At 64.2% G+C, this 14,321-nt stretch carries 10 protein-coding genes; 9 read left to right on the top strand and 1 reads right to left on the bottom strand.

The window, feature by feature from the left end; genetic code table 11:
* Positions 1-238 precede the first annotated feature (238 nt).
* From prmC to AB6B38_RS08740, 5 genes are all read left to right on the top strand, one after another.
* Positions 239-1,078 (top strand): peptide chain release factor N(5)-glutamine methyltransferase, encoded by an 840-nt coding sequence (prmC, locus tag AB6B38_RS08760; protein ID WP_371392475.1) that lies wholly within the window; start codon positions 239-241, stop codon positions 1,076-1,078.
* Positions 1,079-1,343: 265 nt separating this feature from the next.
* Positions 1,344-1,982: a DUF4167 domain-containing protein gene (locus AB6B38_RS08755; protein ID WP_371392474.1), complete on the top strand. Its 639-nt coding sequence runs from the start codon at positions 1,344-1,346 to the stop codon at positions 1,980-1,982.
* Positions 1,983-2,783: 801 nt separating this feature from the next.
* The gene (gene clpB, locus AB6B38_RS08750; RefSeq protein WP_371392472.1) at positions 2,784-5,402 is read left to right on the top strand and encodes an ATP-dependent chaperone ClpB; all 2,619 of its coding nucleotides are present in this window, start codon (positions 2,784-2,786) and stop codon (positions 5,400-5,402) included.
* Between the two features lie 302 nt (positions 5,403-5,704).
* Positions 5,705-6,124, top strand: coding sequence for an MAPEG family protein (locus AB6B38_RS08745; RefSeq protein WP_371392471.1), 420 nt, complete (start codon positions 5,705-5,707; stop codon positions 6,122-6,124).
* The gene (locus AB6B38_RS08740; RefSeq protein WP_371392470.1) at positions 6,121-6,471 is read left to right on the top strand and encodes an ArsC/Spx/MgsR family protein; all 351 of its coding nucleotides are present in this window, start codon (positions 6,121-6,123) and stop codon (positions 6,469-6,471) included. The genes AB6B38_RS08745 and AB6B38_RS08740 overlap by 4 nt, the downstream gene beginning before the upstream one ends.
* 462 nt (positions 6,472-6,933) lie before the next feature.
* Here the strand turns inward: AB6B38_RS08740 and ispG are convergent, their stop codons facing one another.
* Complete coding sequence (gene ispG / locus AB6B38_RS08735) at positions 6,934-8,073, bottom strand: flavodoxin-dependent (E)-4-hydroxy-3-methylbut-2-enyl-diphosphate synthase (protein ID WP_371392469.1); 1,140 nt, start codon at positions 8,071-8,073, stop codon at positions 6,934-6,936.
* Positions 8,074-8,564: 491 nt separating this feature from the next.
* Between ispG and AB6B38_RS08730 the strand changes: the two genes are divergently transcribed.
* From AB6B38_RS08730 to ubiG, 4 genes are all read left to right on the top strand, one after another.
* Positions 8,565-9,779, top strand: coding sequence for an aspartate kinase (locus tag AB6B38_RS08730; protein ID WP_371392468.1), 1,215 nt, complete (start codon positions 8,565-8,567; stop codon positions 9,777-9,779).
* A gap of 359 nt (positions 9,780-10,138) precedes the next feature.
* Positions 10,139-12,448 carry a phosphoenolpyruvate--protein phosphotransferase gene (ptsP, locus tag AB6B38_RS08725; RefSeq protein ID WP_371392467.1) on the top strand — a complete coding sequence of 770 codons (2,310 nt, stop codon included), beginning with the start codon at positions 10,139-10,141 and terminating at the stop codon, positions 12,446-12,448.
* Positions 12,449-12,589: 141 nt separating this feature from the next.
* Positions 12,590-13,429: a helix-turn-helix domain-containing protein gene (locus AB6B38_RS08720; RefSeq protein ID WP_371395086.1), complete on the top strand. Its 840-nt coding sequence runs from the start codon at positions 12,590-12,592 to the stop codon at positions 13,427-13,429.
* Positions 13,430-13,545: 116 nt separating this feature from the next.
* The gene (gene ubiG, locus AB6B38_RS08715) at positions 13,546-14,304 is read left to right on the top strand and encodes a bifunctional 2-polyprenyl-6-hydroxyphenol methylase/3-demethylubiquinol 3-O-methyltransferase UbiG (RefSeq protein WP_371392466.1); all 759 of its coding nucleotides are present in this window, start codon (positions 13,546-13,548) and stop codon (positions 14,302-14,304) included.
* Positions 14,305-14,321 lie beyond the last annotated feature (17 nt).

The raw sequence follows: 14,321 nt of genomic DNA, 5'->3' as shown, positions 1-14,321 counted from the left end.
TTTCCGGTGTCTCCCCCCGCCTGCGGGGGGAGTGGCCCGAAGGGCCGAGGGGGGGATTTGCAAAAGGAAAGTGTCCCCCCTCCGTCAGCTGCGCTGCCGTTCGTCGCTTTGCGTCTCACCCCGCCGTAAACGGGGGAGGACAGGGCCTGACCAATCGCGTTTCACCGGCGTAAGCCGGTGCCCAGTCTTATTTCTGGATCCCGGCTTGCGCCGGGAAAACGAAAAAGAGAAACCGGCCATGACCCCCACCCCCCTCAAAACCGCCACACAGCGCCTCGCCGCCGCCGGCATTGAGGATGCGCGCGAGGAGGCGCGCGCGCTGCTGCGCCATGCGCTGGGGCTGGATGCGGCCGGTATGATTGCGCGGGGGAGCGTGCCTTTAAGCGATGAGGAAACCGCCCGCTTCGAGGCATTGATATCCCGCCGCGCGGCCCGCGAGCCGCTCTCCCACATCATCGGCTCGGTGGGATTCTGGACGCTGGACCTCATCGTCACCCGCGATGTGCTGACCCCGCGCAGCGATACCGAAACGCTGGTGCGCGCCGCGCTGGAGCAAATCCCGGACCGCGCCGCGCCCTTGCGCATCCTCGATATCGCCACCGGCTCCGGCGCGATTGCGCTGGCGCTCTTGTGCGAGCTGCCAAACGCGACAGCCATCGCTACCGACATCTCTGCTGCCGCGCTGGAGATCGCAAAAGCCAATGCGGCGCGCAATCAGCTGTCAGGCCGCATCGTCTTTCTGGAGACCGACTGGGCGGACGGCGTGGACGGCCCGTTTGATCTTGTCGTCTCCAACCCGCCCTATATCGCGCCGGAAGTCATCGACACGCTGGACCCTGAAGTGCGTGATTTCGAGCCGCGTCTGGCGCTTGATGGCGGGCAGGGCGGGCTGGAGCCCTACCCGCACCTGCTGGCCGAAACGCGCCGCCTGCTCAGCCCCGGCGGTCATGCCTTCTTCGAGATCGGTCACGATCAGGGCGCGGCTGCGCGGGCGCTGGCAAGCGCGGCGGGTTTTGAGGATGCCACGATCCTCACCGATCTGGCCGGGCGCGACCGGGTGCTGGCCCTGCGCAACTGAAAAAAACTTGGAAATGGCTGGCAGATGAGTTTAGACTCGCCGGGATACAGCGGTTGTTGCGCGCCGGAACGGGGCAGTTACAACTGAAAAGTGGCAAGCGCACCCTGCTGTAATACCGGCTCTCATCTTGCAGAGACTCGCAGCACCACCGGCACGGTGCTTCGTGACTTGGCGCAACGCGATTTGGCGCATCCGCCCGCAGGGTCAGACCGAAACAGACAGATATTTCGCCGGCAAGGTCACAGCATGAGGACCAGAATACGATATGAAGCGTCAACGCGGCCGCGGGCGTAAGCCCAGTCATAATCAGGGCAATCGCAATTTCGAGAGCAATGGGCCGGATGTAAAAATCCGGGGCAATGCTGCCCACATCTATGAAAAATACCTCCAGCTGGCGCGCGATGCCTCCTCCTCCGGTGACCGCGTGATGGCGGAGAATTATTATCAGCACGCCGAGCACTATTTCCGCATCGTGCAACTGACCCAGCCGCGCCGCGAAGAGCGCGACAATAATAGCGATGATGACAGCGATGACGGGGATGACGGCGATAGCCGCAACACCCATCAGCAATCGCGCAATGGCGGCGATGGCGACAATGCTGAGCGCAGCGACAATCAGGGCAATGGCGAGCGCCAGCCGCGTGGCCGCCGTCCCAGCCGCCGCCCCGGCGGTGAAAACCGCCAGGATGCGGGCGCTGACAATGCCGGGTCCGATCCGCTGCGCATGGTAGATCCCGGTACCGCTGGCGGTGACAGCCCGCCCGCATCGCAAGGCAGTGAGCAGCCGGGTGACGATGCGCCCCGCCCGGCCCGTACACGCCGTCCGCGCCGCACCCGCGCCGATGCCGAGGCCGAAGCGGCCCTCAAATCCGCCTCCGGCGGCGATGCCGACGCAGCGGCTTAGGGTTTTATGCTGGCCCGTCCGGGTTTCATGCCTTCGCGTTTCACCGGCTTGAAGCCGGTGCCCAGCGTAGCTCCATGATCTCTGGGTCCCCCGTCGGGGCGGGGGACCCCGGTGGAGGGGTCATCGGTAAAACCGGCAGAACTATGGAAAAGTCCACACACCCGGGGTCCCCGCCCCCGAGCGGGGACCCATCTTCTCCAGCCCCTAATGCGTTTCACCGGCTTGAAGCCGGTGCCCAGCCGTGTTCTGGATCCCGGCTTGCGTCGGGAAAACGCCAGAATGGGTCTCTCTTCGTCGTTCCCGCGTAGGCGGGAACCCAGAGCCGCTTGCACGGACTTCGCGCTTCATCTCTGGACCCCCGCCTGCGCGGGGGTGACGAATGATGGTGGCCACCAAATTTATTTCCCTCCTGCTTGTGTGGTCTCGTTGCCACACCTACATGCATGTCATCAGGGTTGGCGGACCGTGCCTCCAAGAGGGCGGTCTATCTCCAACCCAAGGGTCCAGACTCAATCAGGGTTTGGTGCGTGATATCGGCGAAAATGGGTTAATATCAGGAGCAGGCCCGATGAAAGGGTGCTCCCCTTTCGAGGGACTGCGACGCAAGAGTGGGCAATTTTCGCCATACCTCTTCGAGGCGCGGCGGATTTCATCCCTGACGGCGTCGAAACACCTTTGTGGAGAAATACTCCACCGCAGCCGTCTCTCCTTGTCAGAAACCAAATCCGCTACGCGTCACGCCCGAAACCTGATTGAGTCTGGACCCTAGTCTCGCTGCCCTTTTTCAGGAGACCTGAAGGCATGAATTTCGACACCTATACCGACCGTGCGCGCACTGTGATCCAGACCGCACAGGGCCTCGCCATGAAGGCGAAGAACCAGCAATTCTCCCCCGAGCACGTGTTCCGCGCGCTGATGGAGGAGGAAGAGGGCCTCGCCCCCAATCTCATCAACGCCGCGGGCGGGCGTGCAGACCTCGCCGCTGATCTGGCCAGACGCGCCGTGGATGCCTTGCCCAAGGTGGAGGGCGGGTCCGGCCAGCTTTATCTCGCGCCCAAGACGGCCGAAATCCTGTCGGCTGCCGAAGAGGCCGCAAAGAAGGCCGGTGACCAGTATGTGACGGCCGAGCGCCTGCTGCTGGCCTTTGCGATCACGCCCGGCACCGCGCCCTACGACATATTGAAGCAGGCGGGCGTGACCCCGCAGAGCCTCAACACCGCGATCAATGCGCTGCGTCAGGGCCGCACCGCCGACAGCGCCTCGTCTGAAGACAGCTATGAGGCGCTGAAGAAATACGCGCGCGACCTCACCGAAGTCGCCCGCAAGGGCAAGCTTGATCCGGTGATTGGCCGCGATGAGGAAATCCGGCGCACCATTCAGGTGCTCTCCCGGCGCACCAAGAATAACCCAGTCCTTATCGGCGAACCGGGCGTCGGCAAGACGGCCATCGCTGAAGGGCTGGCCCTGCGCATCGTCAATGGCGATGTGCCGGAATCCTTGAAAGACAAGCGCCTGCTCGCGCTCGATATGGGCGCGCTGATCGCGGGCGCGAAGTATCGCGGCGAGTTTGAAGAGCGCCTCAAAGCCGTGCTCTCCGAAGTGACCAGCGCGGATGGGAAAATTATCCTCTTCATCGACGAGATGCACACGCTTGTCGGTGCCGGCAAGACCGATGGCGCGATGGATGCGTCCAACCTCCTCAAACCCGCTCTTGCGCGCGGGGAGCTGCATTGCGTCGGCGCAACCACGCTCGATGAATACCGCAAGCATGTGGAGAAGGACGCCGCGCTCGCCCGCCGCTTCCAGCCCGTCTTCATCGACGAGCCGAGCGTGGAGGACACCATCTCCATCCTGCGCGGCCTGAAAGAGAAGTATGAGGTCCATCACGGCGTGCGTATCGCCGATGGGGCCATCGTGGCGGCTGCCACCCTCTCCAACCGCTACATCACTGACCGCTTCCTGCCCGACAAGGCCATCGATCTGATGGACGAAGCCTCGGCACGCCTGCGCATGCAGGTGGATTCAAAGCCCGAAGAGCTCGACGAGCTCGACCGGCGCATCATCCAGCTGAAGATAGAAGGCGAGGCGCTGAAAAAAGAGTCTGATGCGGCCTCCAAGGCGCGCCTTGAAGCGCTCACCAAGGAGCTCTCAGACCTTGAGCAGCGCTCTGCGGAGATGACGGCGGCCTGGCGCGCGGAGAAGGACAAGCTCGCCTCTTCCACCCAGCTGAAAGAACAGCTCGACCAGCTTCGCGCGGAGCTCGCCAATGCGGAGCGGCGCGGTGATCTGGGGCGTGCCTCTGAGATCAAATATGGCCGCATCCCCAACCTTGAGCGCCAGCTTGGCGAGGCTGAAAAGGCAGGCGAGGCCAATGGCAAGGGCGCTCTGGTACAGGAAGTGGTCGATGAGGAGCAGATTGCCGGCATCGTCTCGCGCTGGACCGGCGTGCCGGTCGACAAAATGCTCGAGGGCGAGCGGGCCAAGCTCCTGAAAATGGAGGAGGGGCTGCATGCCCGCGTGGTCGGTCAGGACGAGGCGGTGGCCGCAGTCTCCGACGCCGTACGCCGTGCACGCGCGGGCCTGAAAGACCCCAGCCGCCCCATCGGCAGCTTCCTCTTCCTAGGCCCCACCGGCGTTGGCAAGACCGAGCTGACCAAAGCGCTCGCCGAGTTCCTCTTCGATGACGAGACGGCGATCACCCGCCTCGACATGAGCGAATACATGGAGAAGCACTCGGTCGCGCGCATGATCGGCGCGCCGCCAGGCTATGTCGGCTATGACGAGGGCGGGGCGCTGACAGAGGCTGTCCGGCGCAGGCCCTATCAGGTCATCCTCTTTGACGAGGTGGAAAAGGCCCACCCGGACGTGTTCAACGTGCTCCTGCAGGTGCTCGATGATGGCCGCCTGACCGATGGTCAGGGCCGCACGGTCGATTTCCGCAATACGCTCATCATCATGACCTCCAATCTCGGTTCGGAATATCTTCTCTCCGGCTCGGTGGAGGCCGCGCGTCCGATGGTGATGGAGGCGGTGCGGGCGAGCTTCCGGCCCGAATTCATCAACCGGATCGACGAGACCATATTGTTCCAGCGCCTTGAGCCGCAGCACATGGGCGCGATCGTGGACATCCAGCTCAAACGCCTTGAAGCGCTCCTCAAAGACCGCCGCATGACGATCTCTCTCGATGAGCAGGCAAAGCAGTGGCTGGCCGAGAAGGGCTATGATCCCGCCTATGGCGCGCGGCCCCTGAAACGCGTGATCCAGAAGGAGCTGCAGGACCCGCTCGCCCGCCTGATCCTGGAAGGTGCCATCAATGATGGCGACGAGGTGAAGGTCTCTGCCGAGGCCGGATCGCTGACCATTAATGGACAGGCCGTCTCCCGCTCCGCCCTGCCACCGGCGGAGGCCATGATCCAATAGGGGTTCAGTGAATATGGTCTCCTGAACTCCCGGAAGCCCGAAAGGGTTATCCGGGAGCTTGTGCCTGAGGGTGATGTCCTCCCCCGTTTACGGGGGAGGTGGCAGCGCAGCTGACGGAGGGGGGAACTTGTTTTGAGTTATCCCCCCCTCGGTCCTTCGGACCACTCCCCCCGTAAACGGGGGGAGACACCAGGCAGGGCTATGACAGGGGAAACTTCAAATCCCTTCCCGCCCGGGCAGAGTCGCGCTTATCTCTCCTGACCAGAGGGTGAAAGCCACCCCGGACGGGAGGAGATCAAGCCATGTATCAATCCATGATGGTGCCGCTGCTGGCGCTGGTGTGCTGGACGCTGGTGATGTGGGTGTGGATGTATGTCACGCGCATTCCGGCCATGAAGAAGGCCGGCATTGATCCGGTCAAGCTGAAGGAAAAGTCCGAGATGGACGTGCTGCCGCGCAGCGTCCGTCAGATTGCGGACAATCATAACCATCTGCACGAGCAGCCGGTCATCTTCTACGCGCTCGTCACCTACAGCCATCTCGTTGGCGTCGGCGATGCCATCAATATTGGCTTTGCCTGGACCTATGTGATCCTGCGCATCATCCACTCGCTGGTGCAGTCCACGATCAATTTCATTCCCTTGCGCTTTGGCATCTACGCGCTGGCCACGCTCTGCCTCGTTGTCATCGCCATCCGCAATGTGATAGCGCTTTCGGTATGAGCCTTACCGTATACGGACTGAAAAATTGCGAGACCTGCCGCAAGGCAATGACCGCGTTGAACGAAGGCGGGAGAAATCCTGCCTTCGTTGACATTCGCGCCGAACCTTCCGTGGCCGGACTGATCCCCGGATGGATCAGGGAAGTGGGCGAGGCCAAAATCATCAACCGCGCCTCCATGACCTGGCGTAAGCTCTCCGACGCCGACAAGGCGAGGGCTGATGATGCAGGTAAACTCGCCAGCCTGCTCGATGAGCATCGCACGCTGATAAAGCGGCCCGTGATCGTTACCGGCGGCGCGGTACATGTGGGCTGGACGAAGGCTGTGCAGGCCGAATTGGGGGTTTAGGACCTTCTTTTCTGCTCAGAGCCAGAGCACCCTCAAACGTCGAAGAACCGGGGTCCCCCGCACCGCCTGTCCCCGTGAAAACGGGGAACGGGGATCCATTTTCTGAGTTTAAGCTCAGAACTCGCGTTTTCCCGGCAAAAGCCGGGATCCAGAAAGGACTGGGCACCGGCTTACGCCGGTGAAACGCCGGGTTGGCAATTTTCTAGATAGTTATTCTGGGTCTCCCGTCGGGGCGGGAGACCCCGGAAATGTTGGCTTCCTGAATAATCTGCCAGTTTCGCCTTCGGCCTATCAACCGGGGTCCCCGGCTTGATCGGGGACCCGGAATATCTGCCTTGCTGCCCCACATTCGTCATTCCAGAAGCGGCGTCAGCCGCTATCTGGAACCCGAGTTTCTATCAAAAAGCTGGGTTCCGGGTCTGCGCTTCGCTCCGCCCGGAATGACGACAGGAAAAATGCTCCCTACTCCGCCGCCGCCAGCGCCTCGCGCTCCGCGCGCATTTTCGCGGCCTTGTCCTCCACCGCGGCGACGATGCGCTCGATCATGGTCTCGTTGGAGACTTTCTCGGTCTGCTGGCCGGCAAAATAGAGCATGCCTGCGCCCTTGCCGCCGCCCGTGAACCCCAGATCGGTATAGGCCGCCTCGCCGGGGCCATTGACCACGCAGCCAATGATGGAGAGCGAGATCGGCTCGGAGATGTGGGCAAGCCGCGCTTCGAGCGCCTCCACCGTGCGGATCACGTCAAAGCCCTGCCGCGCACACGAAGGGCAGGCGATGATGTTCACCCCGCGCGTACGCAGGCCGAGGGCTTTGAGCATATCAAAGCCAGCGCGGATTTCCTCCACCGGCTCGGCCGAGAGCGACACCCGGATCGTATCGCCAATCCCCGCCCAGAGGAGCGAGCCCATGCCGATGGCCGATTTGATCGTGCCGGAGCGAAGCCCGCCAGCCTCGGTAACGCCCAGATGCAGGGGCGCGTCGGTCGCCTCGGCCAGCATCTGATAGGCGGCGACGGTGAGGAAGAGGTCAGACGCCTTCACCGAGATCTTGTATTCGCGGAAATCGAGATCATCGAGAATGCGGGCGTGGTTGAGGGCGCTTTCCACCATCGCGTCGGGGCAGGGCTCGCCGTATTTTTCCAGCAGCTCGCGCTCCAGCGACCCGGCATTCACCCCGATACGGATGGAGCAGCCATTATTGCGCGCAGCGGAAACAACCTCCTTCACGCGCGCCATGGAGCCGATATTGCCCGGATTGATGCGCAGGCACGCCGCGCCCGCCTCTGCCGCCTCGATGCCGCGCTTGTAGTGGAAGTGAATGTCGGCAACGAGCGGCACTTTTGCCTCGCGCGCAATCGTGCGGAAGGCGGCCGTGGACTCTTCATCCGGGCAGGAGACGCGCACAATATCTGCGCCCGCCTCTTCCAGCCCGCGTATCTGGTCAATTGTCGCGCGCGCGTCGCTGGTGGGCGTGTTGGTCATGGACTGGACGGAGATGGGGGCATCGCCGCCGACCTCGACAGACCCGACACGGATTTTGCGCGAGCTCCGCCGGTCAATCGCCCGCCAGGGCCTGACCTTGGTGTGATCCTCGACCGCCATGAAACCTGCTCCTTCGCGCCTGCCTCTACATATAGGAGCGATGTGACGAGGTGAAGGCGGCTAAACGTCTCTGCTTTGCGCAACGCTTCCCCGATGCCCTCTCGACCGGGGTCCCCCGCCCAGACGGGGGACCCATGTTTTTCATTCCCCCGGCCTAAATTGGTGAAGCGCTGAGTAAGGAGGCGCGTTTCAGCTTTTTCTGGGTCTCCCGTCGGGGCGGGAGACCCCGGTGAGTTTGCCGTCCGGGTTATTCTGCCAGAACGACTGATGTCCTCTCCATCGGGGACAGGCGGTGGCCGGGGATCCGGTGAGTTGAACTGACATCTCAACTCGTCATTCCAGAAAGCGCGGAAGCGCTTATCTGGAACCCAGTTCGTCATAAAAAGCTGGGCTCCGGGTGTCGCTGCGCTCCCCCGGAATGACGAAGTGGAGGGACGAGGGAAAAGACATCCCCCGCTTTCTCCCGGCACCAATCCTGCTAGAGAAGGGCCATGACACGGCTGGTCCTGAAATTTGGCGGCACCTCCATGGGCAGTCCTCAGCGGATTGCCCATTCGGCCTCCATCGTCGCGGCAGAGGCGGCCAGGGGTAATCAGGTTGCGGTGGTGGTCTCGGCCATGTCCGGCGAGACCGACCGCTATCTGGGCCATGCCACCAGCCTGGGCGGGGGCCTGGGCGAGATCGAGACCGACACGGTGCTGGCCGCCGGTGAGCAGGCGGCTGCCGCCCTGATGGCGCTGGCGCTGAAACAACTGGGCCTGAAAGCGCGCTCAATCCTAGCCTGGCAGTTACCGATAGAGGTGGACGGCGTACCGGGTTCGGCGCGCATTACCGGCATAGATGGCGAGGTGCTGGAAAGCCTGCTGGCCGACGGGGTGATCCCGGTCGTGGCGGGCTATCAGGGCGTGGATGCGCAAGGCCGCCTTGTCACGCTGGGCCGGGGCGGCACCGATCTGTCAGCAGCCGCGATTGCGGCGGCGATAGGGGCCGAGTGCGATATCTACACCGATGTAGACGGCGTCTTCACCACCGATCCGCGCATCGAACCTGCGGCCACGCGCCTTGCGCGCATCTCCCATGACGAGATGCTGGAGCTGGCGGCGATGGGCGCGAAGGTTCTGCAGACCCGCTCTGTCGAGTATGCCAAGGCCAAGGGCGTGGCGATGCGGGTCAAGTCCAGCTTTGCCGCGCCGGGGGCGAGCGCCGGTACGCAAGTGTTGAGCGAGAGCGCGCTGGCCGAACGCCGCGTGGTGTCGGGCATTGCCTATGCCAGAGCGCAGGCGCGCATCGCCGTGCCGGGCATTGAAGACAGCGCCAGCGGGCCGGGCGGCGTGTTTGCCGCGCTGGCGGGGGCGGGCGTGCATGTCGACATGATCGTGCAGGGCCGGGCGCGTTCGGGCGGCTCCAATCTGGAATTTTCCGTGGAGGGGCGTGATCTGCGCGCCGCCCTGCAGGCGCTGGCCGGGCATGAGGGTCTTAGCTCTGAGGTCGGCCTGGCCAAGGTGTCGGTGGTCGGCACCGGCCTTCGCGGACGCGCGGACGTGGCGCGCACGCTCTATGGTGTGCTGGAAGCTGAAGCCATCGAGGTGCGCATGCTGGCCACTTCCGAGATCAAGATTTCAGCACTCGTGAACGAAGATGCGCTGGAACGCGCCGTTCGCGCCCTTCATGCAGCCTACCGGCTGGACACGGCCGTGTACTCATGAAGGTTTCGTGCGTGGCGCGAGCCGGATTTGGCATCTGAACAGGAGAGGCGGCAGCCGTGGAGCAGATCTCCACAAGGACGGCTCGACGCCTTCAGGGGCCAAATCCGCCGCGTCTTCAAAGGATATGGGCAAAACCGTCCATTTCCACGTCGCGAAACCTCGATGGAGGACGGCTCCACCTTCGGCTTCGCTCCTCGAACTGGATAATTTTGCCTCATACCACGCATGCAAACCCTTTATGAGTACACGGCCAAGCTTGACGTCAGGGGCGAAAGGGGCCACTGCCCCGCGCAATACCTGACATTGCCCGCCCGCGGCCACGGGATGGATTGCTAGTAAACATGACGCCGGAGAAGCCCATGCTGGACAGGACGGGCCTGCGCGGACCGCGCCGGCTCTTGCAGCGTATCCGCGATCTGATGGCCCAGCAGGATCAGGCGCAGGCGCGTCTTGACCGGCTGACGCGCATCATCGCGGAAGAAACCGGCTCGGATGTGTGCTCGATCTATCTGGTCCTGCCCAGCGGCGCGCTGGAGCTGTCGGCGACGCACGGCCTGAAGGCCGAGGCGGTTCACGCCTTGCGTCTGGCGCGCGATGAGGGGCTTGTGGGTCTCGTGGCCCAGCGCGCGCGGCCCATATCGGTGGAGGATGCGCCCGCCCACCCGCGCTTTGCCTATAAGCCCGAAACCGGCGAGGAACCGTTCAAGAGCTTTGTCGGCGTGCCGGTCCTGCGCGGGGGCCGTCTGGTAGGGGTGCTCACCGCCCAGTCCAAATCGGCGCGCCCCAGCACCGAAGAGGAAATCGAGACGCTGCAGACGGTCGCCATGCTGCTGGCCGAGATCGTGGCGTCGGGCGAGCTTGTCCGCGCCGAAGCCTTCTCCGATCTCGAACTGCGCGCATCCGGGCCGGAACGCTATGCCGGTGTTGCCCTGTCGCCGGGCATCACCATGGGCGTGGCGGTGGTTCACGAGCCGCACGTCAATTCCGCGCGCATGATCGCAGAGGACGCCGAGGCGGAGGAAGCACGTCTCGACGCGGCCGTGGCTGATCTGCGCCGGGGGCTCGATGAATTGCTGGAATCGGGGCGCGCGCCCATCGGCACGCCCTCGCGCGATGTGCTGGAAGCCTATCGCATGTTCGCCCATGACCGGGGCTGGACCGGCCAGCTGCGCGAGGCAGTCCGCTCCGGCCTGACTGCCGAGGCCGCCGTGGAGCGCGTGCGCAATGCCCACCGCGCCCGGCTGATGAAGGCGCGCGAGGCCCATTTCCGCGAGCGCCTGCATGATCTTGAAGACCTGGCCAACCGGCTGCTGCGCCATCTGGCCGGACCCGAAGCGGTACGCGCCATGGCCGATCTGCCGGCCAATGCGGTGCTTGTGGCCCGCTCGATAGGACCGGCCGAGCTGATGGAGCTGGACCGCTCGCGCCTGGCGGGGCTGGCCATTGAGGAAGGCTCTGCCACCAGCCATGCCGCCATCGTCGCCAAGGCGCTGGGCATTCCCATGGTCGGCCAGGTGGAAGGCGCGCTCGACCGGGTGGAAGACGGCGACACGCTGATAATTGATGGCGAGTTCGGCGTCCTGCATGTGCGCCCCGGTGATGAGGTGCTGACCGCCTATGCCGAGCGCATGGAGGGCCTCTCCCGCGCGAACCTCGCCTATGCGGCGCGGCGCGATGAACCGGCCGTGACTGCCGATGGCGCGGGGCTGGAATTGTCGATGAATGCCGGCCTGCTGATCGAGATGCCGCGCCTTGGCGAAACCGGCGCTGCCGGGGTGGGCCTCTTCCGCACCGAATTCCAGTTTATGATCTCCCACACCCTGCCGCGCGTCTCCGCCCAGATCGAGATGTACAAGGCGGTGCTCAAGGCGGCGGAGGGCAGGCCGGTCGTGTTCCGCACGCTGGATCTTGGCGGAGACAAGGTGACGCGCTTCATCCCGGAGCTGCGCGAGCCCAACCCGGCGCTCGGCTGGCGGGCGCTGCGCATGGGGCTCGACCGGCCTGCGCTCACCCGTTACCAGCTGCGCGCGCTGGTGCGGGCCAGTGCGGGGCAGGCGCTCAAAGTCCTGTTCCCGATGGTGGCCGATATTGGCGAGCTCGCCCGCGCGCGCGACCTTCTCTACACGGAGCTGGAACTGGCGCGCCGCCATGGCCATGAAACCCCGCAAAGCGTCGAGACCGGGCTGATGATCGAGACGCCGGCGGTGGCGTTTGCGCCCGAACCCTATCTGGCCTTGTGCGATTTTGCCGCCGTCGGCGCGAACGATCTGATGCAGTATTTCTTCGCGGCTGATCGTCAGAACCCGCAAGTGGCCAATCGCTATGATGTGCTGAGCCCCGCCCCGCTGGCCTTGCTCAGATCCGTGCGCGAGGCGTGCGATGCGGCAGGCAAGCCGGTTTCGGTATGCGGTGAGCTGGCCGGAAAGCCGCTTGAAGCCTGCGTTCTGGCCGGTCTTGGTTACCGGCGGCTCTCCATGTCGGCGGGCAGTATTGGCCCGGTCAAGGCCGCGCTGGGCGAGTGCGATGCGGGCCGTCTTGGCACCTGGCTGGCACACCACATGGCTCCCGGTGCTCCGGACGCGGATAAATCCTTGAGAGAAAAGCTGATCGCGGCTGCGCAAGAAGCCGGAATTTCTTCACGACTTGTTGATAACCGTGCTGCATTTTGATTTAATCCACTTGCGCTGCGATCAAAAAGTCACACAGAAGTGGTTGAGTCGGCGCGGGTGGTGAGGGGAAACCGCGGTTAAGCGGTTCATAACGCGATGCAAAAGCTGGCCGGTCAGGTAGCGGGAAGTCAATACGTGCCCATGGATGCAGTCTTCGCCAACGCGCCAGTGGCCCCATGCGGCCCGGCCAGTATCGGCGATATTTTGCGCCAGGCGCGCCTCAAACATGGCTGGACGCTCGATTCCGCCGCCGCACGCACCCGCATCAAACGCGATTATCTCGAAGCCCTCGAAGCGATGGATCCGCGCGGGCTGCCCTCACGCGCCTACACGATCGGTTATCTGCGCGCCTATGCCGGATTTCTCGAGCTGAACGTCACTGATGTGGTGGACCAGTTCAAGCTGGAGGTCGAATGCGATACCGGCCGCGCCCAGCCGACCGCCCCGAAGAAGAAACGCGAATTCAAACTGCCCAAGGGCGTTATCGGCGCCGTTGTCATTCTGGGCAGCGTGCTCGCCGCCACCAGCTGGTATGGCGTGCACATCACCCGCACAGGCGCGTTTGCCGATGCGCCTGACCCGGCCAGCCTGCTGGCCACGCCGCGCCCTGTGGTGGAATCCAGCCGCGCGCCTGATCCGGCCCAGATCTGGGCTGGTCTGCCGACCGCCACGGCACCTGAGGCGCTGGTCTTCACCGCCATATCGCCGGTGACGCTGGAAGTGCGCGACGGATCTGGCCGTGTCCTGTTTGCCCGCGAGATGGAGGCCGGAGCCTCCTGGCGCGCACCCGACGAGGCCGGGCTTGAAGTTTCCGCCACCGATGCGGGTGCGCTGCGTGTGCGCTCCGGCGCGCAGGATATCGGCGTGCTGGGCAATTCCGGACAGATACTGGAATCGCTTCCCATGGACACTTTCGTGCGCAACTGGCGCGCGGCGCGTGCCGAAGGCGCACCAGCAAACGGCACTGGCGCAGGCGGGTAGAGTTTTCCTGCCCGGTTCAGACGGCGGCATTTCACCTCACTCACGGCCCTTAACGCCCGCGCGTGGCAGCGTATATTGGCCGGTGCGATCTCCCCTCCCGCACCGCAGGAAAAACCATGGCCCAGACAAGTTCGCCTGAAACGCTGTCCAGCCCGTCCATCGATCCGGCGGAGGTGGAGAAGTTCTCGGCGATGGCTGCCGAGTGGTGGGATCCGAAATCGAAGTTCGCGCCCTTGCACAAATTCAATCCGGCGCGCCTCACCTGGATACGCGAGCGCCTGTGCGCCCATTTCGCCCGTGAGGGGCGCGAGCCGCTGGCGGGGCTTGAACTGCTCGATATCGGCTGCGGGGGAGGGCTCGTGTCCGAGCCGATGGCGCGCCTTGGCGCGCGCGTGACCGGCGTGGACGCCGCCGAGCCGAATATCAAGACGGCGCTGGTCCATGCGCGCGAGGCGGGGCTGGAGATCGACTACCGCCACGGCACGGCCGAGCAATTGCTGGAGGCCGAAGGGCCGGGCCGGTTTGATGTCGTGCTCAATCTGGAAGTGGTCGAGCATGTCGCCGATCCGGCGCAGTTCCTTGCCGATTGCGCGAACCTGGTGAAACCGGGCGGGATAATGATTGTCGGCACGATCAACCGCACCAGCCGCGCCTTCGTGACGGCGATTTTCGGCGCGGAATACGTGCTGGGCTGGCTGCCGCGCGGCACGCACCGCTTTGCCAGGCTGGTAAAGCCGGAGGAGGTGGAGGCGGCGCTGAAATCAGCCGGCCTTGCGCCTGAAACGCCCGTCGGCGTCAGCTATAATCCGCTCAAAGACAGCTTCTTCATCAGTTCAGATGCGGGCGTGAACTATCTGATGGCGGCCACGAAGTAGGGCAATGCTCACCCGCG

The organism is Glycocaulis abyssi (genome assembly GCF_041429775.1).
Taxonomy (GTDB): Bacteria; Pseudomonadota; Alphaproteobacteria; order Caulobacterales; family Maricaulaceae; genus Glycocaulis; species Glycocaulis abyssi.
This window is presented reverse-complemented; position numbering and strand designations above follow the sequence as displayed.

What these genes read in the sequence shown, in the direction of transcription:
- ispG (WP_371392469.1), bottom strand. Translation starts at nt 8,073, where the DNA reads ATGGCGGTCGAGGATCACACCAAGGTCAGGCCCTGGCGGGCGATTGAC.
- prmC (WP_371392475.1), top strand. Translation starts at nt 239, where the DNA reads ATGACCCCCACCCCCCTCAAAACCGCCACACAGCGCCTCGCCGCCGCC.
- clpB (WP_371392472.1), top strand. Translation starts at nt 2,784, where the DNA reads ATGAATTTCGACACCTATACCGACCGTGCGCGCACTGTGATCCAGACC.
- ptsP (WP_371392467.1), top strand. Translation starts at nt 10,139, where the DNA reads ATGCTGGACAGGACGGGCCTGCGCGGACCGCGCCGGCTCTTGCAGCGT.
- ubiG (WP_371392466.1), top strand. Translation starts at nt 13,546, where the DNA reads ATGGCCCAGACAAGTTCGCCTGAAACGCTGTCCAGCCCGTCCATCGAT.
- AB6B38_RS08720 (WP_371395086.1), top strand. Translation starts at nt 12,590, where the DNA reads ATGGATGCAGTCTTCGCCAACGCGCCAGTGGCCCCATGCGGCCCGGCC.
- AB6B38_RS08745 (WP_371392471.1), top strand. Translation starts at nt 5,705, where the DNA reads ATGTATCAATCCATGATGGTGCCGCTGCTGGCGCTGGTGTGCTGGACG.
- AB6B38_RS08740 (WP_371392470.1), top strand. Translation starts at nt 6,121, where the DNA reads ATGAGCCTTACCGTATACGGACTGAAAAATTGCGAGACCTGCCGCAAG.
- AB6B38_RS08730 (WP_371392468.1), top strand. Translation starts at nt 8,565, where the DNA reads ATGACACGGCTGGTCCTGAAATTTGGCGGCACCTCCATGGGCAGTCCT.
- AB6B38_RS08755 (WP_371392474.1), top strand. Translation starts at nt 1,344, where the DNA reads ATGAAGCGTCAACGCGGCCGCGGGCGTAAGCCCAGTCATAATCAGGGC.